Here is a 24,420-nt window from a genome sequence, read left to right as displayed (position 1 = left end):
ACTGGGATGTGTGCCCAGGGCAGCCCAACTACGGCGCGAGTCAAGGCTGTTGACGTCAGGGCGTGGATCTGCGGACCCGCCCCGAGGTGCGCGTCGTACCGTCGTCGAACAGCACGCCCAGCTCGTCCGTGAAGATCACGAGCAGCGCGCCCACCAGCGCGCCGAACGCCGCGATGAGGATGCCCGCCGCCTCGGCCGGGGTCGGTGTCCCGGCGAGACCCGCCGCCAGGCCGAGCGCGGCGAGGGCGAGCAGTGCGGTGTTCCGGACCAGGTGGCGGCGGCCGATCGGGGTGGTCGAGGCGCCGAAGCAGGCACAGGAGGCCTTGGTTCCGCTGCGCGGCGTACGGACGATTCCGGTGGTGAACGCGGCGAGCAGGAGCAGGGTCAGGACGAAGCCGGGCACGGGCGACAGGGCGAGCAGGACCACCGCGGCGCACTCCCCGGCGATCACGGCCACTGCCACGGAGCGGCTCAGGCGGGCCGGAACGCCCATGGACCGGGCGGAGTCCTCGAAGCCGCGGAAGGCCTCGGCGCCGCGCGCCTTTCCGACGGCGGAGGCCACGAACACGATGCCGACGAGGACTTCTCGGGATGCTGCTGAAGGAGGACCGGGCCGGTGCCTGCGTCCCCGAGCACGGCAGCTTCTGCAAGTGCTCCAACCATGTCCGCCACGTCTACAGCTGCAACGGCCCTTGTGTGAAGGACGGCAGGTGCTGAGCTCGCCCCACTCGCGTCCCGCACTCGACGCGTGCTGATGACGCACTCCGGCCCACCGGCCGGTTCCCCGGAGGCGGCTTCGCCGGGGAACCGGCTGCGGGCCCGCGCCGCGTGGACGGCGGTCGCCCTCCAGTTCCGGGGCGCGCCGGTCGGCGCCTCGCTGCTGTTCGCCGTGACCGTGGCAGTCGGGGTGACACCGGCCGCCACCGCCTGGCTCGCCAAGCTGCTCTTCGACGAGCTGGGCCGCGGTGCGCACGCCGATGTGCGGCATGCCGTCGTGCTCGCCGTCGCCACGGCCTCGCTCGGCGCGCTTTCCGCCGTCCTGCTCCAACTGGCCGCGTATCTGGACGAGTTGGTACACCGACGGCTCGTCGTCGAGGTCGAGCGGGTCTCGGCGGTGCCCGGTGACCCCGTGCCGCCCGAGGTCCGCGCCGTCGTCGGGGCCCCGGACGGCTCACTGGTGCCGCCCGGGTCGCTGGTCGTCCGGGGCGACGCGGCCCGCACCCAGGACTCCCGTCACTTCGGCTACGTACCCCGGTCGGCCCTGCTCGGTGTGGTGGTCACTCGACCGGCCGCCCGCAAGCGCGGGCCCGTTCGGCCGCATCTCGATCCGGCGCGCTGATTTACGTGGGCCGCTGACGCCTCGTCATGTTCCGCTTCGCATACGGCTGTCAGGTCAGTGCGGCGTCGGCCGCGTCCAGGATGCTGGCGAAGGAACGGGTGACCATCGGCCGTGCGAAGACCCGGGTCAGCACGGGGCCGAGCACCGGCAGCTTCATCTCGGCGCGGGTGGTCCACACGACCCGGGTGCCGCCGTCGACCTCGCTGAACGTCATGCTGCCGAACTCGTGCCGCGACGGCGGCACACTCCGCTCGACGACGTACTCGGTGGTGTACGGCGCCTCGTAGCGGGTGATGCGCTCCCTGAGCCAGCCGATCGCCCAGAGGTGGCTGCGCACCGCGCCCACGCCGTAGGGCGTGGACTCGCCCCGCCGGGTCAGCCGGCAGCGCAGCACCAGGGGCGAGCGCTCGTAGTTGGTGGTCGTGGTGAGCCACGCGAAGACATCGTCGATGGGGGCGTCGATGACGCGCTCGACCGTCATGGTTTCCACCGTCAGTGCACTCCTCTGTCGAGTAGGCGCACCGCGTCGTCACGGTGCAGCTTGTCGGGGTTGCGCATGGCGTAGAGGCCGGTGATCCGTCCGTCGTGGATCTCGAAGGCGACCAGCCAGTCGAGTTCGCCGTCGGTGAGGAACCGTGCCGCGGGCATGCCGTTGTACGTGGCGGGCTCGATCCGGGTGTCGGGCGTGATGCTGGTGCGGGCCACGCCGAGGACGAACCGGGCGACCTCCTCGCTGCCGGTGATCGGGCGGCGTGCGGCGGTCACCTTCCCGCCGCCGTCGGCGATCTGGACGACGTCGGGCGCCATGAGATCCATCAGCGCCTGGATCTCACCGGTCGACGTCGCGAGCAGGAACCGCTGGACGATCTCGCGGGTGGCTGCGGAGTCGGGCTCGAAGCGGCGGCGGCGCGCGTGGACGTGCTTCCGTGCACGGTGGGCGATTTGACGGACCGTCACCTCGGTTTTGCCCACCGAGGCGGCGATCTCGCCGTGGCTGTAGCCGAACACGTCGTGCAGCACGAACACCGCACGCTCGGTCGGGTTCAGGGTCTCCAGGACGAGCATCAGGGCCATCGACACCGACTCGGCCAGGATCGCGTCCTCGCTCACCGCGGGTCCGGTACGGATCGGCTCGGGCAGCCAGGTGCCGATGTACTCCTCGCGCCGCGCCTTGACCGCACGCAGATGGTTGAGGGACTGCCGGGTCACGACGCGCACCAGGTAGGCGCGCGGGTGCTCGATCTCGGCCGGATCCACCGCGCTCCACCGCAGATAGCTCTCCTGGAGCACGTCCTCGGCATCCGCGGCGCTGCCCAGCATCTCGTAGGCGATGGTGAACAGCAGCGGGCGGTGCTCGCTGAAGGCGTCCTCAGTCACGGCCCGCCTCCTCCGCCGACACGCATGCATACCCCGGCATCCCACCAGACCTCTCTCGACTGCTCATGCCTGCCCATCTGTCCACGCATGCCCATCGAGACACTCCGCCCCGGCGAAACGTGACACCGCGCCGATGTGATTCGCTTCACAATGACGAGTCCCGCCGCTGCCGACCGAGACACGACAGAAGATTCATGACATGTGTTTCGCCTGATTGTTTGCGCGAATGCCTCGTCCTACGCTGAAGCGATGGGTGCCGTACCTGAACCACATACAGGCTGGACGTTCCTCACCAATCACGCGCCCGCGTGTTGGCCGCGATCGCCGACGACCCCTCGACGCGCATACGCGACATCGCCGCGCACTGCCGGCTCACCGAGCGCGCCGTCCAGCGGATCATCGCCGAGCTGGAAGCGGCCGGATACCTCTCGCACACCCGGCACGGGCGCTCCAACACGTACCGCATCGAACCGGGCACGCCGCTGAGGCACCCCGCCGAGGCCGGGCTGACCGTGGCCACCCTCCTCGCGATCCTGGCCCAGCACGACGAGCAGCGCGGACAGCCCCGGCCACAGGAGCTGCGGACGGCGCCTCCACAGGATCGGGAGACGCGGGCCGAACGGTCGCGCTGACCGTCCGCCCGCCTCAGGCAGCCCCACCCCGGCGCCCGAGGTCACTCAGCGTGTGCGACCTGGTCCTCTTCCGGTATCTGCTCTGCCGATCTCCGTGCGCCGGGGGAAGATGGTGAAGGCGCTGAGACAGGTGTGACGCGCCGGGCGGGCGGACGAAGGGCCGACGATGAACGCATCCGAGGTATTCGGGGAGCGGCTCGGTCCCCTGCGCGTCGCCGCCTCCGAGCCGGGCGGCCTTCTCGACGTGCTGGGGGTTGCCGCCATCGTCCTGGACGAGACCGGCCGGATCGCCCTGTGGAGCCCGCAGGCCCACGAGCTGTTCGGCTGGGACGCACAGGAGGCCCTCGGCCATTCCGCGGCGAAGCTCCTGGTCTCCGAGGAGCACCGACCGCAGGTCCTCGACCTGTTCGCCCGGGTGATGAGCGGCGGCGGGGCATGGGCGGGCGTCTTCCCGATCCGGCACAAGGACGGCCGCACGCGGATGGTGGAGTTCCGCAACATGCGGCTCCAGGACGAGCACGGCGGCCTGTACGCGCTGGGGATCGCCACCGACGAGCCGACGCTGCGCTCCGTCGAGCGCGACCTGGCCCTTTCGGTGCGCCTCGTGTCGCAGTCGCCGATCGGCCTGGCGGTGCTGGACACCGAGCTGCGCTACGTCCTGGTCAACCCGGCGCTGGCACGGATCAACGGGGTCGCGTCCGCCGACCACATGGGGCGTACGGTCCATGACGCCCTGCCGTTCCTGGACACCGCGCACATCGAGTCCGCGATGCGCCGGGTCCTGGAGACGGGCGTGCCGCTGCTCGACCAGACGGCCATCGGCCGGACCCTCGGCGATGCGGCCGAGCACGCCTGGAACGTGTCGTACTACCGCCTGGAGGACCCGGCCGGCCGGGTCCTCGGCGTCGCGGCGTCGGTCGTGGATGTCAGCGAGCAGTACCACGCGGCGAACGAGGCCGCCGAGGCCCGCAGGCGCCTCGACCTCATCGCGCGCGCGTCGGTGCGCGTGGGCACCACCCTCGACCTGAACCGCACCGCCCACGAGCTGGCCGACCTCGTGGTGGCCGACTTCGCCGACATCGCGGCCGTCGACCTCCTCGACTCCGTCCTGGAAGGCCACGGCGCCGCCAAGGATCCTTCGACGGGACGCGTGTCCATCCGCGCCCTGGCCGTCGCGGCCGCCTATCCCACCGACGCCCTGCGGGCCGCCGATCCGCCGGGCAACATCGCGAAGTACAACGCGGAACGCCTGGTCACCCGGTGTGTCACCACGGCCCGGCCCGTGCTGGTCAGCCATGTCGGCCCGGGGGATCTGGCGAACATCGCCCGTGACGACGAGGCCGCCGCCCTCCTCGACCGCGCGGGCCTGCACTCCTACCTGGCGGTCCCGCTGATCGCGCGCGGTGAGGTCCTCGGCGCCCTCGACCTCAAACGGGCCCGCAACCCGCAGCCCTTCACCCACGACGACGCCGTCCTGGCTCTCGAACTCGCCACCCGGGCCGCCGTCTCCATCGACAACGCACGCTGGTACCAACAGCAGCGTCACGCCGCCCTCTCGCTCCAGCGCCACCTCCTGCCACGCCAGCCGCCCCAGCCCACGGGGCTCGACGTCGCCTACCGCTACCAGCCCGCGGCGGCCCTCGGCGAGGCCGGCGGCGACTGGTTCGACGCCATCCCGGTGGCAGGCGACAAGACCGCGCTCGTCGTCGGTGACGTGATGGGCCACGGCATCAACGCGGCTGCCACGATGGGCCAGTTGCGCACCGCCACCCGTACTCTGGCCGGCCTCGACCTCGACCCCGCCGATGTCCTGCGCCACCTCGACCGCATCACCGCCGAGCTGGACGAGACGACCGCCACCTGCGTCTACGCCGTCTACGACCCGCACCGCACGCACTGCCGCATCGCCCTCGCGGGCCACCTGCCACCCATCTGGGACCGCCCGGGCCGGGCCCCCCGCTTTCTGCAACTCCCCACCGGTGCGCCGCTCGGCGTCGGCGGCGTCCCCTTCCAGGCCACCACGGTGGACTGCGCGCCCGGCGACCGGCTCGTCCTGTACACCGACGGCCTCGTCGAAACCCGCGACCAGCCCATCGACGACCGGCTGCGCGCCCTGCTCGACGCGCTCACCCACCACCGCCTGCCCCTGGAGGCGACCTGCGACCGCCTCCTCGCCGCGCTGCCCCCGCCGCAGGGCCACGACGACATCGCCCTGCTCATCGCCCAGGTCACCCCGTCCCGCCGCCCGGCCTGAGGGCGGCCCGCTCACGCAGTGCCGCACCCCGTTCGCTGTACGCCGGGGTGTACGAAGGGAGCCCGCTGAGCACCCCGTAGCTCTATGACCACCTATGTCGTAACGATCCCCGGAACCCTTCTCGCGGAGCGCACCGAGGCGACCACCGAGACCCTCGAACGCGCGCTGCGCCCCGCCGACCCGCGCGGCACCCGCGCCGGACAGGCGGAACATCTGGAGATGCTCACCTTCTACAGCGGATCGTCAGCCTTCAGCATCCGCCTCGAAGTCGAGGCCGACGACACCGAGGCCGCCGAGCGGGAGGCCCGCCGGACAGTCGCCGCCGCACTGCGCACGGCGGGCTACGCGCAGGACGAGGCCCCGCTGGGCGACGCGGTCATCACCGGGATCACCACGGAGTGAGCGGTACGCAGTGAGTACGCCTGCCCATGGGGGGCACCCGGAAGCCCGTACAGCCCCGCGGCCGGTCCGCGCTCACCGGGCCGGCCTCCGCACCGCCCGCAGAATCCCGGGCAGGCGCGGCTTCGACCCGCCCGGGCCGGGAGGGCTCTCGGCGGAGGCCTCGGAGCCGGCCGGTCGGCGTTGCCACCAATGGTGGCGCCGGGGGTGCAGGGCGCGGCCGAGCCGGCGGCCCAGGAGCAGGTAACCGGCAAAGGAATCGAGCGAGTTGAGGATGACGTCGTCGATGTCGAAGGCGCGGCCCGTGACCAGCAGACCCTGGGCAGTCTCGACGGTGAACATCACGAAGGCGGTCGCCAGGACCACGCGTACGAGACCGCGCGTCCGGGGAAACAGCACCGGCAGCAGCACCCCGAAAGGCATGCCGGGCAGGACGTTGCCGCCGACCTGCTTCACCGCGTCCCGCCAGTCGGGCTGTGCGAGATAGGCGCGTATCGAGTCGCCCGGGTGCAGGTTGGTGTGCGTCAGCCGGACGGACGCGGGGGACGGGACGAGGGTGGCCCGGGCCAGTACCACCGCGAAGGCCACCATGCAGATGAACCCCGCGATCGGCACGGCCGCACGGGCCACCGCCGCTCGCCAGGTACACCGCTGGAGCCGGGGTCCTGATGCCATGTCACCCCGAGTACCCCCTCCGCCGTTCACCGGACAGCGGCCCTCGGGTCGATTGACGCGCCTCTATTGACGCGCCCACGCCAGGGCCCTACGGTTTCTCCGTTCATATCCGAGCATGATGTTCACCATACAGAACGCGAGACGGAGAGGTCCGCGCACCCACCGGCCGTCGAGTCACCAACACCCCCACGAGAAGGTCCCCTGATGCGCATACGCCCCCTGCTGCTCCTCCCCTTCGCCACAGCTGCCGCCGCCCTCGGCACCCTGGCCTTCGTGACCCCCGCATCATCAACTCCCCCTGACATCAAGGGGGTTGCGGCCCGGAGCGGCAGCAGTGTCACCAATGCGTCGGTCGCGCCCGGCGGCACCTTCGACCTGTCGGTGTGGGAACTCCAGGAGCCAGTCGGCTCGCCCGGGTCGCCGACCACGATCCCGTCGTCCCGGCTCCAGGGTGCCAACGGCTTCCAGGACGCGTACTTCTACAGCGACGCGCACGACGGCGCGATGACGTTCTGGGCACCGGAAAAGGGTGTCACCACACCGAACTCCCATTACGCCCGCTCCGAACTGCGCGAGACGAACCGCGACGGCAGCGCCGCGAACTGGTCGCTCGACGGAACCCACCGACTGAACGCGACACTGCGCGTGGTGTCGGTGACGTCCAACGTCTGTGTCGGCCAGATCCACCTCGGCACGGGCGGACCGTCCACGAAGCCGCTGGTGGAGCTCTACTACCGCGCCGACGGTGACATCGTCCTGGGCACGGAGAACTCGCCTTCGGGCGGGCAGACGACACACGCCGTGGGCCATGTTCCGGTGGGCAAGACGTGGAGTTACACGATCGGTGTTTCCGGGGGCCACACCATCGACCTGACGGTCGACGGAAGCACCACCCACTACGCGATCCCGTCCTCCTTCAACAGCTACCAGCAGTACTTCAAGGCGGGCTCGTACAACCAGTCGTCCTCCAGCAGCACGACCAAGGGCGCCCGCGTCGCCTTCTACAAGCTCACCGTCGCGCACAGCTGAGCAGGCGGGCACCGGTCCATCCATGTGAACGTGAGCAGTGCGCACACGGGCGTCGGGGCGGGCGCACCGGCCGGAGCAGCGCCGCTCAGCGGGCGCGACCGCTCCTCACGCACTCCCGACGGTCCCCCAATGGCCGATACGCCGGGCATGGCGATTCCTGACCGGGGCACTCTTCCAGACAGGGCCCCCGGCCACCCGGAACAGCCCGCCTCTCGCACCGCGCCCGCGTCGGCGCGGTCACCCCGACCTTGGGATGGAACTCACCATGAGCATCATTGCCTGGATCCTCATCGGCCTTCTCGCCGGCGCCATCGCCAAGGCCATCATGCCCGGCAGGGACCCGGGCGGCTGCCTCGTCACCATGCTCATCGGCATCGTGGGCGGGCTCCTCGGGGGGTGGCTCGGGAAGGTCGTCTTCCACGTCCACTCCATCAACGGCTTCTTCCACCTCTCGACGTGGATCGCCGCCATCGTCGGCTCCGTCATCGTGCTCATCCTCTACCGCCTCCTCATCGGCAACCGAAGCCGCCACTGAGGTCTCCCCGCCCATCCCGGAACAGCACGCCCCAGCCACACATCACCAGCCCCTCGAACCAATCATCAGAACTCCCCCCGCCCTGCCCCCCCTGTTGACGCACACTCTTACAGTGCCGGAAGATCCCGGAGCCGAAGTGTTGCCCAACAGCCCGCGCAGGAAAGGGACTTGATGAGGTCGACGAACATGCCCCGCACCGCGGTACGAGGGCCGCGCGCCCTGCTCGCGGTCGCGCTGGCCGCCGCCGCGGCTCTGCTGTCACCGGCCCCCGCCCATGCGGCTCCCGCGTGCGAGGCCACCGCGGCCGCGCCACCGGTCCAGGTCGCCCAAGTGCCCGACTGGGCCGAGTCGATCATCGTCGACAAGCGGGGCCGCATGTTCGCCACCGCCTACTTCACGGGCCGCGTCTACCGCATCGACGCGCCGGGCAGCACCCCCGTGGCCCTCACCGGGAACATCGGCGCCAACGGCGGCATCGTCGTCCGCGACGACGGCCAGCTCCTCGTCGGCACGGGGAACGACCTCGGTCATTCGCTCACCGGTGACCTCTTCCCGGTCTCGAAGCTCCTCCTGGTGGACCCGGACTCCGGCAAGGTCAGCACATACGCCTCAGGACTCGGCGGCATCGACGGTGTCGCCCTCGCGCCCGACGGCACCGTCTACACCACCACCGTGGGCGGCCGGAACATCGGCCGCGTCACCCCCAACGGCCGGGTCGACCCGGCATGGGCCCACGTCCTGATGCCGAACGGCATCGCCGTCTCCCCCCAGGGCAACGAGGTGTACGTCATCCAGACGACCCCCGCCCCGGCGCTGTACCGCATCCCCGCCGACGACCCGGCGCACCCCGAACGCTGGATCCCCGCCGGCCTGTCCGACACCCTCGGCCTCCCCGACGGCCTCACTCTCGACAGCCGGGGCCGCCCGCTGATCGCCACCCATGCGGCCGGCCAGATCTGGCGGGCCGAACAGGGAACGCTGTGCTCCGTGCAGTCGGGCCTGTACCTGTCCACCCAGATCACGTACGGACACGGTGACAGCGGCTTCTCCGCGGGCAAGCTCTACCGGTCCGGCGTCGACGGAAAGATCTACGAGGTCCCTGCGGGAGCCGAGCCGGGAGCCCGACAGACGGACAAGGTGGGCGCGCCTCGCGGGTAGGTGCGTCCTCTCCCGGATACGTGTCTCAGATACGCGCGTCCTCGACAGCCGGGATCGCGTGGGCGCGGCCCGCGTCACCGACCTGCGAGTGGCGCGGGGCAGCAGCCGGCGGCTTGCCGCAGAACGCGGGTTCCAGCAGGCTCATCAACCCCTCCGTCACGGCACCGTTGTTGGAGGCGTTGGCGAAGACGACGACCGTGCGCTCCCCGCCCGGCATGGCGAACGCCTGCGACTGGTAACCCTGGACGATGCCGCCGTGTCCCAGCACCTTGCCGCAGGACAGGGAGATCTGCCGGATCCCGAGCCCGTAGGCGATCGTCGGCGTGCCCGTGGGCAGCACCCTGGTCATCTGCCGCAGCGAGTCGTCGGACACAAGGCCTCCGGCGCTCCCGGCGAGCAGAGCGGTCAGGAAGCGGTCGAGGTCGCGGGCGGAGGAGACGATGCCTCCCGCGCTCCAGATCCAGGACGCGGTCTGCTCGGTCGAATCGAGGAGCGGCTCTCGGCGGTCGTCACGGGTCAGGTAGCCCGTGATGTGCCGCCCCGCGATGCGCTTGCCGGGCACGGTGAATGACGTGGTGCGCAGCCCGAGCGGCTCGAAGATCTGCTGGTGCAGCAATTCGGCGTAGGCGCGCCCGGTGAGGTGTTCGGCGGCCAGCGCCAGCAGGACGAAGCCTGTGTTCGAGTACGCGTAGGCCGTCCCCGGCGGGTACTGCAGCCCGTGCCGCACCGAGAGGGCGACGAGATCCCGGGGCTCGTACACCGTGTTGCGGATGCGCTGCTCGAAAGCGGCGGTGGTTTCCTCGCCGCTCTGCTCAAGGAGATCGTTGATGTGGTCGTACACTCCGGCGCGGTGTTCCAGGACCTGGCGTGCGGTGATCTGCCAGTTCTCCGGCAGCGTCCCGGACGGCAGGTAGTCGCGCAGCGGCTTGTCGAGGTCGATGCGGCCCTGTTCGGCGAGGCGCATCACGATGACCGAGGTGAACATCTTGGTGTTGCTGCCGACCCGGAAGCGTGCGTCGGCGCTCATGGGTGTGCCGTCCAGGTCGGCCTCGCCGACGGTCAGTGACCGGTCGGATCCTGGGGCCCGGTGGTCCCGGATCACGGCGAACGCGCCCGGCGCCCCGGCCTCCGTCACGCGTAGCAGCGCGGCACGCACCCCGGCCATGTCCGGCTCGGTCCGCGTCTGCTCGCCGGACGCGCCGACCGCGCTCCCGGCCACCACCGCGACAGCGGCCACGAGCGTGGTCATGGAACGGGCGAGCCTTGTTCTCATCACTGGAGCGTTCCTTCCGCATCCCGCTGCATCGCGGCGGCTCGTGGAGGGGCCCGGACTCGCGACACCCTGTGCGGCCGAGATCGTATAGGTATGCCGGGTTTCTCCCCTACGAGCGCGGGCCGTCCGGCGTTTCGGCGCACCCGGGACGTCGCTGCGTATAGGCGAGCTGTCGGTGAGATGTCGGCCGGGAACGTGAGGCTGGGGGCCTGCGGCTGCGGGGAAGCACCCGCGTCCGACCATCCAGGCTCAAGGAGCGTCCATGAGGCCCACCGCATCCCAGTCCCGACCGTGGGACGTGCGTCGACCGCCGCGCGCCGAGGGCAAGAACTTCCTGGTGACAGGAGGAAACGCGGGGATCGGATACTTCGTCGCGGAGCAGCTCGCCGGAACCGGGGCCACCGTCGTGCTCGGCAGCCGCAACCCGGCGAAGGCCGAGGCCGCGGCGGTCTCGATCCGATCCCGCGTTCCTGGTGCGCGGATCCGTCAAGTACGCCTGGATCTGGCCGAGTTGACGTCCCTGCGATCCTCCGTGGAGGCGCTGGAGCTGGACCGTCTCGACGCGGTGGTCCACAACGCGGGGGTGGCGCTCGACGATCCGCCGCGGCGCGAGACCCGGGACGGCCACGAGCTGATGTTCGCCACCAACCACCTCGGGCACCTCGCGCTGACCCGATGGCTCGCACCCCTGCTGTCGGCCGCCCCGGCCGCCCGCATCGTGACGGTGGGCAGCTTCGCGGCGAAGTCCGAGCGGCTCGATCCGGACGACCTGCAATCCACCCAGGACTACCGGCCCAAGCGCACCTATGGACGGTCGAAGCTGGCCCAGATGCACTTCGGCCTCGAACTCGACCGCCGTCTGCGTGCGTCCGGCAGTCCGGTGACCAGTGTGGTGGTCCACCCCGGCGGCGCCCTGGACTCACTCACCCCTTCGCGGCCACCCCTGCATGTGCGAACCGCCGGCGGGCGACTGCGTGGGCTGCCCGCCGGCCTCATCCTCCAGGGCAAGCACGCCGGGGCGTGGCCCGCAGTGAGAGCCGTACTCGATCCGCGGATTGCCGGCGGCCAACTATGGGGGCCGCGAGTCTTCGCCCTGCGCGGCACACCGCGATGCGAACGACTGTGGAGCCACCTCGCCGACACGGCCGTCGCAGCCCAACTATGGGACACCAGTTGCGAGTTGGCGGACGTCGACCCGGACCTGGGCCTCGTCGCACAGGAAGCATCAGGGGCACAGGAGGCATGCTCCGACGATTCGGGGGCAGGCGCTTCCTACTGGTGAGGGTGCGAAGGGGAGGTTGCCCGGATGTCGGTGCTTGGGCGTTTTCCTGCCGGTGGTCCGCGCGGTTCATGGCCGGCCGAGGAGTATGCGGCTCAGCTCAGGAGGCACGGCCGCGCGGCCACGGTCGTGATGGACCTCGACAGTGACACCTTCCTGGTGGTCGAGCACCACCAGGACGAAGCGGCGTAACCGGCTTCGGCTCACCCACCCACATACGCCGCCAGATGCTCCCCCGTCAGGGTCGAGCGGGCGGCGACCAGGTCGGCCGGGGTGCCTTCGAAGACGATCCGGCCGCCGTCGTGGCCCGCGCCGGGGCCGAGGTCGATGATCCAGTCGGCGTGGGCCATGACCGCCTGATGGTGCTCGACGACGATGACGGACTTTCCGGAGTCCACCAACCGGTCGAGCAGGCCGAGGAGTTGCTCGACGTCGGCGAGGTGCAGGCCCGTGGTCGGCTCGTCCAGGACGTACACACCGCCCTTGTCGCCCATGTGGGTCGCCAGCTTGAGCCGCTGCCGCTCGCCACCGGACAGGGTGGTCAGCGGCTGGCCGATGGTGAGGTAGCCGAGCCCGACGTCCACGAGCCGTTCGAGGATGCGGTGTGCGGCCGGGGTGTGTGCCTCACCCGCGCCGAAGAACTCCTCGGCCTCGGTCACCGACATCCCGAGGACCTCGCTGATGTCGCGGCCGCCGAGGTGGTAGTCGAGCACGGAGGCGTCGAACCGCTTGCCCTCGCAGTCCTCGCAGGTGGTGGCGGTGCCCGCCATCATGCCGAGGTCGGTGTAGATGACGCCGGCGCCGTTGCAGGTGGGACAGGCGCCCTCGGAGTTGGCGCTGAACAGCGCCGGCTTCACGCCGTTGACCTTCGCGAACGCCTTGCGGATCGGGTCGAGCAGTCCAGTGTATGTCGCCGGGTTGCTGCGCCGCGAGCCCTTGATCGGGCTCTGGTCGACCGAGATCACACCCTCACCTGCCGGGATCGAACCGTGCACGAGCGAGCTCTTGCCGGAGCCGGCGACACCGGTGACGACCGTCAGCACACCGAGCGGAATGTCGATGTCGACGTCGCGCAGGTTGTTCGCCGTCGCGCCGCGGATCTTCAGCGCGTGACCGGACTCGCGCACCGTCCCCTTGACGGTGGTCCGGTCGTCCAGGTGCCGTCCGGTGATGGTGTCACCGGCCCGCAACGCCTCCACGGTGCCCTCGAAGCAGACCGCGCCGCCCGCCGCACCGGCGCCGGGCCCGAGATCCACGACATGGTCGGCGATGGCGATCATCTCGGGCTTGTGCTCCACGACGAGGACCGTGTTGCCCTTGTCCCGCAGGCGGAGCAGCAGCTCGTTCATCCGCTGGATGTCGTGCGGGTGCAGGCCCGCGGTGGGCTCGTCGAAGACGTAGGTGACATCGGTGAGCGAGGACCCGAGGTGGCGGATCATCTTGACGCGCTGCGCCTCACCGCCGGACAGGGTGCCCGCGGGCCGGTCGAGCGCTAGGTAGCCGAGGCCGATCTCGACGAACGAGTCGAGGGTCTGTTGGAGCGCGGTGAGCAGCGGCGCGACCATGGGGTATCCCCTGCTCGAAGAACTTGGGGAAGGCTCCCTGAGACCGCGTACCCACTCCGCCAGGTCGCGGATCTCCATCGCGCAGGCGTCCGCGATGCTGATCCGCTCGATCTTCGACGACCGGGCGCCCTCGCTGAGCCGGGTGCCGTCGCACTCGGGGCAGGTGGTGAACGTGACGGCGCGCTCCACGAAGGCCCGGATGTGCGGCTGCATCGCCTCCTTGTCCTTGGCCAGGAACGACTTCTGGATCTTGTGGATGAGGCCTTCGTAGGTGAGGTTCACCCCGTTGACCTTCACCTTGACCGGCTCCCCGTAGAGGAAGTCCCGCAGCTCCTTCTTGGTGTACTCGCGGATCGGCTTGTCGGGGTCGACGAAGCCGGACTGGGCGTAGACCTGCACGGTCCACTGGCTGTCCGACTTCCAGCCGGGGATGGTGAACGCGCCCTCGGAGAGCGACTTCGAGTCGTCGTACAGCTGGGTGAGGTCGATGTCGGAGACCGCGCCCCGGCCCTCGCAGCGGATGCACATGCCGCCGGTGCGGCTGAAGGTGGCCTTCTGCGCCTTGGTCTTGTTGCCGCGCTCGACGGTGATCGCGCCGCTCGCCCTCACCGACGCGGTGTTGAAGGAGTACGCGCTGGGCGGGCCGATGTGCGGCTTGCCGAGGCGGCTGAAGAGGATGCGCAGCATCGCGTTGGCGTCGGTGGCGGTGCCGACGGTGGAGCGCGGGTCGGCGCCCATCCGCTGCTGGTCGACGGTGATCACGGTGGTCAGACCGTCGAGGACGTCGACCTCGGGCCGCGCCAGGCTCGGCATGAAGCCCTGCACGAAGGCGCTGTACGTCTCGTTGATCAGCCGCTGCGACTCGGCGGCGATCGTGTTGAACACCAGCGAGCTCTTGCCCGATCCGGAGACGCCGGTGAACACCGTGAGGCGGCGCTTCGGGATCTGGATGCTGACGTCCTTGAGGTTGTTCTCGCGGGCGCCGTGCACGCGGATCAGGTCGTGGCTGTCGGCAGCGTGCGGCGCGGGCGACTGCGGGTCCGTCCTCTTGGCCATGCTTATCGTGTTCTCCATCTGTGGGAGGGGCCGCCTGCGCGGTCCCCGCCGGTGTCGCCCGACTCGGTCCGCCCGGCGCTGCGAGCAGCTGCGAGCGGTACGTACGGTTCTACTTCGTGGCCGCGGCCGCGGCAATGGTCCGACGTGATCCGCGGTACCGGCCGGGGCGGTGCGGTGCCCCCTCCGGCCGGCGTGCGGTCCGCGCTCATCGGTCCTGGAGCACCCCGAGGACGTTGCCGTCGGGGTCGGTGAAGGTGGCCACCAGGCGGCCGCCGCCCACATCGCGCGGGGAGTCCTTCACCTTGGCGCCCGCGGCGGTCACCTCGGCGAGCTTCGCCTCGATGTCCGGCACGTGCCAGTACGCCACCGGCCCGGTCATGCCCTGCTCCGCGCCGCCCGGGACCAGCCCGATCTGCTGTCCCTCGGCCTCGTAGCCGACGTAGTACGGCTCGTCGCTCTGCGGCGCGACACCGAGCAGAGCGGTGTACACGGCCTTGGCCGCCGCCAGGTCGGAGACGGGGTGCAGCACGGTCTTGATTCCCTGGGTGGAAGAGCCGGTGGTGGTCATGATCACTCCTGAATTCGTGGGTCACACCGCCCCGGTGTGCCTCATGACGACCACGCTAATTGCGGCCCGGTGGCCGCGCTTCTCCATTCCTGATCGGTTCGGGTACACCCTCCCGACGGGGCGACTCACTGTGGGTCGTGCGCGTACGGTGCACACCCGATGCGGCGGCTTCGATCGGCGAGGCGATGGCTCGGCGCACGGACACGACGTGGGTCAACCTCAGCTCGGGCGGCACCGAGATCTCCTGCTCGGTGCGGACGCGCGGTCCCGGAATAGAGGAGTCACCGCTCCTGCAGAAGCTGCCGCGCACACCCCAGGTGGTGGATGTCTCGGCGCACTGCCTGTTGCACGTCTTCTTCGGTCAGGACCTCAGCACCATCAACAAGAGCGGACCTCTGACGGCCGCGCAGGTCGCGCAGCTCACGCCTTCCGTCGCCCCGGAGCAGGCCACGGCCGAAACACCTCCGGTGACGCTGGACGACAGCGACCGGCAGCTGCTCGATCTGCTGGCGCGGGACGGCCGTGCGGCGCCCGGTGAACTGGCCGCCGCGACCGGCCTGTCCCTCTCGACGGTGCGCCGCTGCATCGCGGAACTCAGAACGGCCGGCGTCCTCTACTTCGACGTCGAGTACCACCCGGACGTCCTGCAGCAGAACTTCCGCGCGGCCCTGTGGCTGGAGATCGACCCGTCCCGCCTGGCGGAGGCCGGCGCGGCGATCGCCGCGCACCCGGAGGTGTCCTTCGCCGCCGCCGTGACCGGCACGGCCAACCTGTACGCCAGCATCGATGTCGCGGGGGCACAGCTCTTCTACCGCTACCTCACCGAGTCGGTGGCCACCCTGCCCGGCCTGCGCCACACGGCGACCGTCCCCATCCACCGCACTCTGAAAGGCCCCGGCCCCTACCTCCCGACAAGGGCATAGCCCGCCCGCATCAGAGTGCCCGGTCCGGGGCCAGGGCGACGTTCGGCAGCACCACACCGCGGCTGCGGGCGAGGTAGCGCTCGGCTGCTTCCACGGCGGCGGGCCTGGTCCGCTCCCCCATCAGGACGCACAGCGTGTACGCCGCGTCGTCCCGTGCCTGTAGCGCGCGGGCGTCCCACGGAGACTGGGCGGCCCTGCGTTCCCGGCTGCGCAGAAGAGCCAGGAGTTCATGGACGACGTACCAATGGGGCGACAGCATCATCTGCTCCGGGATCGGACGAAGGACGAGGGAGGTGTGGCGGCGTCGACGCCCCTCCGGGCGCCGGTGTCACCGTCGGACGATGGCCGGCCCTGGAGCGCCTCCCATCGTGACCCCATATCCGCACGGTCCGCACCCGGGAGCGTCACACCGAGTAACCGGGCGAGAGGCGGCCGACATGCAGCACTCGTGCCACCGACGTACGTTCACGGCAATCGGCGACGGCCGGTCCACCTGCACCGGAGAGGCACGATGGTGAGCGACGAGATCTGGAAGTTTCAGCCAACTGCTGGGTACCGAGCGGGAGTTGACCTCGTCGGCTATCGGGTGGAAGCCACCGACGGCCACATCGGAAAGATCGACAAACACTCCGAGGCGGCCGACGCCGCGCACCTCGTGGTGGACACCGGAGCGTGGATCCTCGGCAAACACGTACTCCTGCCGGTCGGGACCATCGAGCGCATCGATGCCACCACGGAGACGGTCTATGTGAACCGGACCAAGGACCAGATCAAACGCGCTCCCGAGTACGACGCGGCCAAACACGCCGGTGAGCCCTCCCACCTGGAGCAGTTCGCGCGCTACTACGGGCAGCCCCACATGTAGCCTCGCCTCGCGCGAGCCGCCGCCCCGCACCCAGGCAGTCACGCACAGTATTTTCCGCCGATGTTCACCGATCCGGAATTTATTGACGAACCTCAATGGTTGGCATATGCATCGAACCAATCGGATCGATCTGGCCACCCTCCCGGCGGTCAGGTCGGCACTGATCAGCGAGGCACCGTGAACGACCACACCCCCGAACAGCCCGCCGAGACCGTCGCCCGGCTGCGCGCCACCTTCCGCTCCGGCCGCACCAAGCCCGTCGAGTGGCGCACCACCCAGCTGCGCCGACTGCGCGAGATGCTCACGACCCACGGTGCCGATATCGCGGAAGCCCTCCACGCCGACCTGGGCAAGAGCTCGACCGAAGCCTTCCGTACCGAGATCGACTTCACCATTCGCGAGATCGACCACACCCTGGAGCACCTCGCCGAGTGGCTGCGGCCGGAGTCCGCTCCGGTTCCCGCACACCTCGGCGCTGACGCGACGGCCTGGACGCAGTACGACCCGCTGGGTGTGGTCCTCGTCATCGCCCCCTGGAACTATCCGGTCCAGCTCCTCCTCACGCCGATGCTCGGCGCGCTGGCGTCCGGCAACGCGGTGGTCGTCAAGCCCAGCGAGCTCGCCCCCGCCGCCTCCACGGCCATCGCCCGCCTGCTGCCGCAGTATCTCGACACCGCCGCGGTCGCCGTCGTCGAAGGCGCCGTGCCCGAGACCACCGCGCTGCTCGCCGAGCGCTTCGACCACATCTTCTACACCGGCAACGGCGCGGTCGGACGCATCGTGATGCGGGCCGCCGCCGAACACCTCACCCCGGTCACCCTCGAACTGGGCGGCAAGTCCCCGGCGTTCGTCGACCGCGGCGCCGACCTGTCCGTGGTCGCCGACCGGCTGGCTCGGGGCAAGTTCCTCAACGCCGGCCAGACCTGCGTCGCGCCCGACTACGTCCTGACCGACCCGGAGACCGCGCGCGCCCTGGAGCCCCTGTTCGCCCGCGCCGTCGAGGCACTCTTCGGCGCCGATCCGCAGAGCTCCGAGGAGTACGGCCGGATCGTCAACGAGCGGCACTTCGACCGGCTCCGCTCGCTGCTCGGCTCGGGCCGTGCCGTGACCGGCGGCGCCACCGACCGGGCCACCAAGTACATCGCACCCACCGTTCTGGCCGACGTCGACCCCAAGTCCCCGGTCATGCAGGAGGAGATCTTCGGCCCGATCCTGCCGATCGTCACCGTGCCGGGCCTCGACGAGGCCATCGAGTTCATCAACGACCGCGACAAGCCGCTGGCCCTGTACGCCTTCACCGACTCGGACACCACGCGCGAGCGCCTGGCCGCCGCGACGTCGTCGGGAGGCCTCGGGTTCGGTCTGCCGCTCGCCCATCTGACCGTCTCCGACCTGCCGTTCGGCGGGGTCGGCGAGAGCGGCATGGGCAGCTACCACGGCCGCTACTCGATCGAGACGTTCAGCCACCGCAAGTCCGTACTGGACAAGCCGCTCGCCTGAGCCGCACGTGCCCTGCCGTGCCGTGCCCTGGACAGGTCGACGACCGCCCAGGGCACGGCCGCGCACCCTCAATTCCCCTACTCGCCCTGCCAGTCACCCACCCATCACCGCGCGAATCACATGGCGGGCGTTGTGGGCCATCGCCGGGTTCGTCGTGCGGTAGTAGGGCAGCGCGATCAGCGCCTGGGAGAGCGTTCGCGCCCGGCCGCGGCTCCAGGTCGCGTCATCCACGTCGACGGCCTCACGGAAGACGTCCCTCGCACCGGCCGGGAGCAGGTTCCAGGCGGGGAACAGATCGCACGCCGGGTCGCCCGTCCCCAGGCACCCGAAGTCGATCACCCCGGTGAGCCTGCCCGCGTCCACCAGGAGATTGCCCGGCATGAGATCGGCGTGCAGCCACACCGGCGGGCCGTCCCAGTCCGGGGCCCGCACGGCGTCCTCCCACACGGCCGTCACGGCATCGCAGTCGATGCCCTCCTGAGGGATGGCGCGCAGTTGCTCGATCGCGGCGCGGGTCTCGGTGTCGAGCAAGCCAAGCGGCCCTCCGCGATGGGCGGTTGACGCCCCCGGCAGATCGATGCTCCGCATCGCCGTCACGAACCCGGCAAGATCCTCGGCAAGGAGCGAGGGCTCGGCGAGCGCTCCGGCCTCGGGGTTCCTCCCACCCAGCCAGCGATACACCGACCACGGCCACGGATACCCCTCGGCGGGCCGCCCGAAGCCGACCGCCTCGGGAATGGCGGTGGGCAGCAGGGGCGCGAGACGAGGCAGCCACTCCTGCTCCAGCGATACGTCCGGGGCCCCGCCCTCGACCAGCGGCAGCCGTACGACCATGTCGTCGCCCAGCCGGTACATGGCGTTGACGGTCCCGCCGGACGGAAACCGCTCCACCGCAAGCCCGGCCCACTGCGGCAACTGCCCGGCGATCAGCCGCCGTACGAGATCGTCGTCCAGAGGGTGCTGACCGGGGTGCATCTGCTCTGCGCTCATGGGCCGCCATCCCACCGCCGGGTGCGGCCGACGGTCAAACCGTTTTGCGACCGCTGGGGGGCGACCACCCTGCACCCCCCGGCTCGCCCCATCAACCCACCCGCTCCCTGGCCGCCCGTCCCGCTCGTACGCTCCAGCGGCCGTCCGCTCGGGTGAGGTGGATCGGGTGGGCGAAGCACGTGCTCACCCGGTCGCTGGTCAGGACGTGCTGCGCCGGGCCGGAGGCCAGTGCGCGGCCCTCGCGCAGGAGCAGCACGTGGGTCGTGCCCGGTGGGAGTTCCTCCAGGTGGTGGGTGACCAGGACCGACGACAGCTCCTGGTCCGCGAGTTGGAGCGCGTCGACGCGCTCGATGAGCTGTTCCCGTCCGGCGACGTCGAGGCCGGTCGCCGGTTCGTCGAGCAGGAGCAGCCGGGGTCTGGGCATGAGAGACCGGGCGATCAGCGCCCGTCCTCTTTCGCCCTGGGACAGGGTCGGCCACCGCGCTTCCTGGCGTTCGCCGAGGCCGAGCAGGGCGATGAGTTCCTCGGCCCGTGCGGCCTGCTCCGCCGTGGGCGTCCAGCGCGGCACCCACTCGCTCGTATTCGTCAGCCCGGTCAGTACGACGTCACGGACCCTGAGAGGAGAGCGCAGCGCATGCCGTGGGTCGACATGGCCGATGTACGTGCGCAGTTGGCGCATGTCGACTCGGCCCAGTGCGTGCCCCAGGACCTCGACCGTGCCCCGGGTGGGATGCACGAGCGCCCCCAGCAGGCTGAGCAGTGTGCTCTTGCCCGCGCCGTTGGCGCCGAGCAGCGCCCAGTGCTCTCCGGGCCGTACGGTCAGCGACACGTCGCGCAGAATCGGATTGCCGTCGCGGACGACGTCGACGTTCTTCACCCGGATCACCGGGGTCGCGCCCATGGTCAGCCCCGCCCGGCACGGTTGACAGCGGCCATGACCGCGTGGACCGACGCGGAAAGGATGGAGGTGTCCCAGCCCGCGCCCCAGCAGATGTCGTCGCCCACCCGGCATTCGGCGTAGGTGATGGCGGGGCTGCCCGGTCCGGTCCCTGTGGAGTGCTCGTTGTAGGTGAGGATGTCGACCGCGATCCCGGCCGTCGCGAGCGCATCGGTGAAGGCCGACAGCGGCCCGTTGCCGGTTCCGTGCAGTGTGCGTTCCTCCCGCTCCGTACGCAGGACACATGTGAACCCGTGCGTGCCCGCGCGTACTTCACCCGTTTCCCAGGACGCCAGGGTGAGGTGGCCGTCGACACCGGGTGTGATGTAGGTGGTGCGGAACAGTTCCCACAAGTCCTTGTGGGAGAGCTCCCGGCCGCTGGTGTCGGTGGCCCGCTGCACCGTGCGGGAGAAGTCCGGACGCATGGCCTTGGGCAGGTCCAGGCCGTGGTGGGTGTGCAGCAGGTGGGCGATACCGCCCTTGCCGGACTGGGAGTTGATGCGGATGACTTCCTCATACGTGCGCCCGATGTCGCCCGGGTCGATGGGCAGGTACGGCACCTCCCAGGGTGCCTGCTCCACCGGGACGCCCAGCTCCGCCGCCCGCGTCAAGTGATGGGCCATGCCCTTGGAGATGGCGTCCTGGTGCGTGCCGGAGAAGGCCGTGTGGACGAGGTCGCCGGCATAGGGGTGGCGCGGGTGGACCGGCAGCCGGTTGCAGTGCTCCACCACCGCGCGTACCGCGTCGATGTCGGAGAAGTCGAGCATCGGGTTCACACCCTGCGCGTACAGGTTCAGGGCCAGCGTGACCAGGTCCACGTTCCCCGTCCGCTCGCCGTTGCCGAACAGGCAGCCCTCCACGCGCTGAGCCCCGGCCAGGACCGCGAGTTCGGCGCAGGCGACGCCGGTCCCCCGGTCGTTGTGCGGGTGCACGGACAGGATGACCGAGTCGCGCCGGGCCAGGTGGCGGTGCATGTACTCGATCTGGTCCGCATACACGTTGGGGGTGGCGATCTCCACCGTGGCCGGCAGATTGTGCACCACCGGCCGGTCCGGGCTCGCCTCCCACAGCTCGGTCATGCTGTCGCAGACCTCCAGGACGAAGTCCGGCTCGGTGAGGTTGAAGACCTCGGGAGAGAACTCGAACCGGACGTCCGCGCCCCGCAGTTGCCCGGCGCGCCGCATCAGATGGGTCCCGGCGTCCAGGATCAGTTGGTGCACCTCGGCCCGGGAGCGCCCCAGAACCACATCCCGCCACACCGGCGCGGTGGCGGTGTAGAGGTGCACCAGGGTGTGCGGCAGCCCCTCGATCGAGTCGATGGTCCGGTCGATGAGGTCGGGACGGGCCGGGGTGAAGACGGAGATGGTGACGTCCTCGGGCACGGCGCCGCTCGTCGCGAGATGGCGTACGAAGTCGAAGTCGGTCCGGCTCGCCGAGGGGTAGCCGACCTCGATCTCCTTGAACCCCATGGTGACCAGGAGGTCGAACATCCGGCGCTTGCGCTCGGTGTCCATGGGTTCGGCGAGCGCCTGGTTGCCGTCGCGCAGGTCGACCGGCACCCACAGCGGGGCCTGCTTCAGCTGCCGCGACGGCCAGGTCCGGTCGGTGAGCGGCAGCGCGACCCGCTCGTGCGCGGGCCGGTACCGGTGGTGCGGCATCGCGCTCGGGCGCTGCGGATTCCAGGCGGGAGCGTCCTGCGGTACGGCGGTGGACGGGCGCGGAGCGCGGGAAACATCCTCGTGCTGGACGAAGCCATGAGACGGGGTCATGAGACGGAGCTTCTTTCAGTCGGCCAGGCGGTGACCGGCGCAGCCCGACACCCGCTGCGGGGTGCCGGTCGTGTCAGACCCCGCAGCGGCAGCCGAGAAGAAGCTCGCGCAGCAACATGCCGGTACAGTAACCACAGTTGAACTCCTCAGACAACCTGAGAACTGAAAGAAGGTGACCCCGGATGCCGTTGGGTGCTCTGCGGCCAACTCCCTTGGTCGAGCAGGCGACCGACCGGCTGCGCGAACAGATCGTCGGGGAGGAGTGGCCCGTCGGGACGAAGCTCCCGGGCGAGACCTCCCTCGCGCAGATGCTCGGCGTGGGACGCTCGACGGTGCGCGAAGCACTGCGCGCACTGGCCGGGGCGGGTCTTGTCCAGGCGCGCCAAGGCTCCGGCGTCTTCGTCATCGCCACCAAGCCCAAGGAGGACTGGTCCACCCAGCTCCGCCGGGCGGCCGTGGCCGATGTCTACGAGGTCCGTATGGTCATGGAGGTCGAGGCGGCCCAGCTGGCCGCCCTGCGCCGTACCGATGAAGACCTCGCCGCCATGAAATCGGCGCTGGCCGGGCGCCGCAGCGCCGTGAGCGGCAGCAACGCGGAGTTCGTCGACGCCGACATCGCCCTGCACGCCGCCGTGGTCGCCTCGGCGCACAACCCCGTCCTCACCGCCCTGTTCACCGAATTCGTCCCCGCGCTGCGTCAGGGCCTGATCGACCTGGTGGAGCTCCTCGACCTGCGGACCAAAGAGCCGGACCACTCGGACGCCGGGCATGCCGCCCTGGTGGACGCCATCGCCGAGGGCGACGACGAGGCGGCGGGGCGCACCCTGCGCGAGGAACTGCGCCAGACACTGGCCCAGCTGCAGGCAGCCTGATCGCCTGGGTGGATCATCCCAACCAGCCGCATTCGGCCGAGAGTCGAAGCAGACGTACAGCGAGCCGGGCTACTGGTGCCGACCAGGGCGAGCGCGGTCGACGACGGGACGCAGGCCCCCTTCGAGATGAGCCCGGACCCGGGATCGCAGGGGTGGGCGCCGGCCTGATGCGGCCAGTCTCACGAAGTGGGGTTCACCCCCTGTCCCGTACCAGATCGCCCCCTTGAACACGGTCTCCCGGACGGGTTTGCCGGTGCGCTCCGGCGGCCAGTCGGGGAGTTCGAGGTACGGGGTCCCATCCGGCCGCCTGGGCATCGTCGCGCGGGCCCGGACGCGAAACGTGTCGTAGAGGACGAACGACCCCGCCGCCAGTTCGGCAGGGCGGACGGGAGCCGCGCGCCGGCGTCGGCCCTGCACCCCCGCCTGCTGGCCGAGCAGGAAGAGCAGGCCTCCGCCGGCCAGGAGGAGCGGCAGTTCAGGGGCTGTCCGAAGAACGCGACCTCAGCGCGACGCGGGCCCGGAGATGTGCTTCTCGAACCAATGGTGAGCGTAGGGCTCGTCGTTGAACGCGGGAACCTCCTCGAAGCCGCACGAGTGGTACAGGCCGATCGCGGCGCTGAGCGCCTTGTTCGTGTCCAGGCGCAGTACGTCACTGCCGTACTCGACAGCCCGGGCCTCCAGCTCGGCCAGGAACCGGCGGCCGAGGCCGAGGCCCCGCGCGGCGGGCGCCACCCACATGCGCTTGATCTCGGCCGGGGCGCCGGCCGGCAGCTTCAGACCGGCACATCCGATCGGCTCGCCGTGCATCCGGGCCACGAGGAACAGGCCGTGCGGAGACCGGAGTTCGCCGGCGTCGGGCAGCAGGCTCAGGGCGGGGTCGAAGCCCGTGTCGAAGCGCTCCTGCAACTCGGTGAAGTACGCGCGCAGACAGTCCTTGGCGTCGCGGCTGTCCGGGTCGACGGCGTCCACCATGACCGTCGCGGCGGTCAGCAACCGGTCGACCTCGGCCATGGCTGCCACCAGTCGGGCGCGCTGAGCGGTGTTGAGCGGCTCAAGGAGGGAGCCCGCCAGCTCGTCGCTGCGCCGGTCGAGCACGGCGCGCTCCGCGCGGCCCGCGTCGGTGAGCTTGACGGTGCGCACCCGCCGGTCCTGGCGCTGCGGCTCGACCGTCACCAGGCCGTCGCTCTCCAGGGAGCGCAGCAGCCGGCTGACGTACCCGGAGTCGAGCCCGAGGCGCTCACGCAGTCCCCGTACGTCCTGACCCTGCTCGCCGATCTCCCAGAGGAGCCGGGCCTCGCCGATGGGACGGTCGCGGCCGAGGTAGCGGTCGTGGAGCACCCCCACGCGTTCGGTGACGGTGCGGTTGAAGCGGCGTACCTGCTCGATCTGCCCTGCGTCCATTCTCTGACCATAGTCAGAGAATGG

The 24,420-nt window shown here is 70.5% G+C and carries 25 protein-coding genes and 1 pseudogene; 14 read left to right on the top strand and 12 right to left on the bottom strand.

Features of this window, described 5'->3' with window-relative positions; translation table 11 throughout:
* Positions 1 to 55 precede the first annotated feature (55 nt).
* Positions 56 to 568 carry a MauE/DoxX family redox-associated membrane protein gene (locus ACSHXC_RS36865; RefSeq protein ID WP_438295682.1) on the bottom strand — a complete coding sequence of 171 codons (513 nt, stop codon included), beginning with the start codon at positions 566 to 568 and terminating at the stop codon, positions 56 to 58.
* 23 nt (positions 569 to 591) lie between these two features.
* On the opposite strand from ACSHXC_RS36865, the gene ACSHXC_RS36860 reads away from it, so the two are divergent.
* Positions 592 to 717: a hypothetical protein gene (locus ACSHXC_RS36860; protein WP_438295681.1), complete on the top strand. Its 126-nt coding sequence runs from the start codon at positions 592 to 594 to the stop codon at positions 715 to 717.
* 31 nt (positions 718 to 748) lie between these two features.
* Complete coding sequence (locus ACSHXC_RS36855) at positions 749 to 1,339, top strand: hypothetical protein (RefSeq protein WP_438295680.1); 591 nt, start codon at positions 749 to 751, stop codon at positions 1,337 to 1,339.
* 49 nt (positions 1,340 to 1,388) lie between these two features.
* Here ACSHXC_RS36855 and ACSHXC_RS36850 read toward each other — a convergent pair whose 3' ends face one another.
* Positions 1,389 to 1,829, bottom strand: a complete 441-nt coding sequence (locus tag ACSHXC_RS36850; RefSeq protein ID WP_438295679.1) for an SRPBCC family protein — start codon at positions 1,827 to 1,829, stop codon at positions 1,389 to 1,391.
* Positions 1,830 to 1,831: 2 nt separating this feature from the next.
* On the bottom strand, positions 1,832 to 2,716 hold the full coding sequence (locus tag ACSHXC_RS36845; RefSeq protein WP_438295678.1) for an RNA polymerase sigma-70 factor: 885 nt from the start codon (positions 2,714 to 2,716) through the stop codon (positions 1,832 to 1,834).
* A 249-nt stretch (positions 2,717 to 2,965) separates the two neighbouring features.
* Between ACSHXC_RS36845 and ACSHXC_RS36840 the strand changes: the two are divergent.
* From ACSHXC_RS36840 to ACSHXC_RS36830, 3 genes and pseudogenes are all read left to right on the top strand, one after another.
* Positions 2,966 to 3,348, top strand: a pseudogene (locus ACSHXC_RS36840) (helix-turn-helix transcriptional regulator).
* A gap of 166 nt (positions 3,349 to 3,514) precedes the next feature.
* Positions 3,515 to 5,602 (top strand): SpoIIE family protein phosphatase, encoded by a 2,088-nt coding sequence (locus ACSHXC_RS36835; RefSeq protein ID WP_438295677.1) that lies wholly within the window; start codon positions 3,515 to 3,517, stop codon positions 5,600 to 5,602.
* 84 nt (positions 5,603 to 5,686) lie between these two features.
* Positions 5,687 to 6,004 (top strand): hypothetical protein, encoded by a 318-nt coding sequence (locus ACSHXC_RS36830; RefSeq protein ID WP_438295676.1) that lies wholly within the window; start codon positions 5,687 to 5,689, stop codon positions 6,002 to 6,004.
* A gap of 72 nt (positions 6,005 to 6,076) precedes the next feature.
* Here ACSHXC_RS36830 and ACSHXC_RS36825 read toward each other — a convergent pair whose 3' ends face one another.
* On the bottom strand, positions 6,077 to 6,676 hold the full coding sequence (locus ACSHXC_RS36825) for a VanZ family protein (RefSeq protein ID WP_438295675.1): 600 nt from the start codon (positions 6,674 to 6,676) through the stop codon (positions 6,077 to 6,079).
* Positions 6,677 to 6,880: 204 nt separating this feature from the next.
* On the opposite strand from ACSHXC_RS36825, the gene ACSHXC_RS36820 reads away from it, so the two are divergent.
* From ACSHXC_RS36820 to ACSHXC_RS36810, 3 genes are all read left to right on the top strand, one after another.
* Entirely contained in the window at positions 6,881 to 7,705 is an 825-nt protein-coding gene (locus tag ACSHXC_RS36820; protein WP_438295674.1) for a polysaccharide lyase family 7 protein, read from the top strand.
* 265 nt (positions 7,706 to 7,970) lie between these two features.
* Positions 7,971 to 8,240, top strand: a complete 270-nt coding sequence (locus ACSHXC_RS36815; RefSeq protein WP_438295673.1) for a GlsB/YeaQ/YmgE family stress response membrane protein — start codon at positions 7,971 to 7,973, stop codon at positions 8,238 to 8,240.
* A gap of 171 nt (positions 8,241 to 8,411) precedes the next feature.
* Entirely contained in the window at positions 8,412 to 9,398 is a 987-nt protein-coding gene (locus tag ACSHXC_RS36810) for an SMP-30/gluconolactonase/LRE family protein (RefSeq protein WP_438295672.1), read from the top strand.
* A gap of 25 nt (positions 9,399 to 9,423) precedes the next feature.
* Here the strand turns inward: ACSHXC_RS36810 and ACSHXC_RS36805 are convergent, their stop codons facing one another.
* The gene (locus ACSHXC_RS36805; RefSeq protein ID WP_438295671.1) at positions 9,424 to 10,671 is read right to left on the bottom strand and encodes a serine hydrolase domain-containing protein; all 1,248 of its coding nucleotides are present in this window, start codon (positions 10,669 to 10,671) and stop codon (positions 9,424 to 9,426) included.
* Positions 10,672 to 10,933: 262 nt separating this feature from the next.
* On the opposite strand from ACSHXC_RS36805, the gene ACSHXC_RS36800 reads away from it, so the two are divergent.
* Together ACSHXC_RS36800 and ACSHXC_RS36795 are read left to right on the top strand one after the other, a co-directional pair.
* The gene (locus ACSHXC_RS36800) at positions 10,934 to 11,953 is read left to right on the top strand and encodes an SDR family NAD(P)-dependent oxidoreductase (protein ID WP_438295670.1); all 1,020 of its coding nucleotides are present in this window, start codon (positions 10,934 to 10,936) and stop codon (positions 11,951 to 11,953) included.
* Positions 11,954 to 11,977: 24 nt separating this feature from the next.
* A complete protein-coding gene (locus ACSHXC_RS36795; RefSeq protein ID WP_189959797.1) occupies positions 11,978 to 12,142 on the top strand; it encodes a hypothetical protein in 165 nt (54 codons plus the stop codon).
* 11 nt (positions 12,143 to 12,153) lie between these two features.
* Here the strand turns inward: ACSHXC_RS36795 and ACSHXC_RS36790 are convergent, their stop codons facing one another.
* The gene (locus tag ACSHXC_RS36790) at positions 12,154 to 14,577 is read right to left on the bottom strand and encodes an ATP-binding cassette domain-containing protein (RefSeq protein ID WP_438297050.1); all 2,424 of its coding nucleotides are present in this window, start codon (positions 14,575 to 14,577) and stop codon (positions 12,154 to 12,156) included.
* Positions 14,578 to 14,776: 199 nt separating this feature from the next.
* Positions 14,777 to 15,139, bottom strand: coding sequence for a VOC family protein (locus tag ACSHXC_RS36785; protein WP_386157532.1), 363 nt, complete (start codon positions 15,137 to 15,139; stop codon positions 14,777 to 14,779).
* Positions 15,140 to 15,276: 137 nt separating this feature from the next.
* Between ACSHXC_RS36785 and ACSHXC_RS36780 the strand changes: the two genes are divergently transcribed.
* Positions 15,277 to 16,062 (top strand): Lrp/AsnC family transcriptional regulator, encoded by a 786-nt coding sequence (locus tag ACSHXC_RS36780; RefSeq protein WP_438295669.1) that lies wholly within the window; start codon positions 15,277 to 15,279, stop codon positions 16,060 to 16,062.
* A 10-nt stretch (positions 16,063 to 16,072) separates the two neighbouring features.
* Here ACSHXC_RS36780 and ACSHXC_RS36775 read toward each other — a convergent pair whose 3' ends face one another.
* Entirely contained in the window at positions 16,073 to 16,321 is a 249-nt protein-coding gene (locus ACSHXC_RS36775; RefSeq protein WP_438295667.1) for a DUF5133 domain-containing protein, read from the bottom strand.
* Positions 16,322 to 16,576: 255 nt separating this feature from the next.
* On the opposite strand from ACSHXC_RS36775, the gene ACSHXC_RS36770 reads away from it, so the two are divergent.
* Entirely contained in the window at positions 16,577 to 16,927 is a 351-nt protein-coding gene (locus tag ACSHXC_RS36770; RefSeq protein WP_438297048.1) for a PRC-barrel domain-containing protein, read from the top strand.
* Positions 16,928 to 17,104: 177 nt separating this feature from the next.
* Positions 17,105 to 18,427: an aldehyde dehydrogenase family protein gene (locus tag ACSHXC_RS36765; RefSeq protein ID WP_438295666.1), complete on the top strand. Its 1,323-nt coding sequence runs from the start codon at positions 17,105 to 17,107 to the stop codon at positions 18,425 to 18,427.
* Positions 18,428 to 18,520: 93 nt separating this feature from the next.
* Here ACSHXC_RS36765 and ACSHXC_RS36760 read toward each other — a convergent pair whose 3' ends face one another.
* From ACSHXC_RS36760 to leuA, 3 genes are all read right to left on the bottom strand, one after another.
* Positions 18,521 to 19,417, bottom strand: a complete 897-nt coding sequence (locus ACSHXC_RS36760) for an aminoglycoside phosphotransferase family protein (protein ID WP_438295665.1) — start codon at positions 19,415 to 19,417, stop codon at positions 18,521 to 18,523.
* Between the two features lie 91 nt (positions 19,418 to 19,508).
* Positions 19,509 to 20,318: an ABC transporter ATP-binding protein gene (locus tag ACSHXC_RS36755; protein WP_438295664.1), complete on the bottom strand. Its 810-nt coding sequence runs from the start codon at positions 20,316 to 20,318 to the stop codon at positions 19,509 to 19,511.
* 2 nt (positions 20,319 to 20,320) lie between these two features.
* Positions 20,321 to 22,123, bottom strand: coding sequence for a 2-isopropylmalate synthase (gene leuA, locus ACSHXC_RS36750; RefSeq protein WP_438295663.1), 1,803 nt, complete (start codon positions 22,121 to 22,123; stop codon positions 20,321 to 20,323).
* 182 nt (positions 22,124 to 22,305) lie between these two features.
* Here leuA and ACSHXC_RS36745 point away from each other — a divergent pair, with 182 nt between their 5' ends.
* Entirely contained in the window at positions 22,306 to 22,995 is a 690-nt protein-coding gene (locus tag ACSHXC_RS36745; RefSeq protein WP_438295662.1) for a FadR/GntR family transcriptional regulator, read from the top strand.
* Between the two features lie 501 nt (positions 22,996 to 23,496).
* Here the strand turns inward: ACSHXC_RS36745 and ACSHXC_RS36740 are convergent.
* Complete coding sequence (locus ACSHXC_RS36740) at positions 23,497 to 24,396, bottom strand: bifunctional helix-turn-helix transcriptional regulator/GNAT family N-acetyltransferase (protein WP_438295661.1); 900 nt, start codon at positions 24,394 to 24,396, stop codon at positions 23,497 to 23,499.
* Positions 24,397 to 24,420: the final 24 nt, after the last annotated feature.

This window comes from Streptomyces sp. HUAS TT7, assembly GCF_051550175.1.
GTDB lineage: Bacteria > Actinomycetota > Actinomycetes > Streptomycetales > Streptomycetaceae > Streptomyces.
The sequence above is the reverse complement of the archived record's forward strand: the minus strand, read 5'-3'. Positions and strand labels throughout refer to the sequence as shown.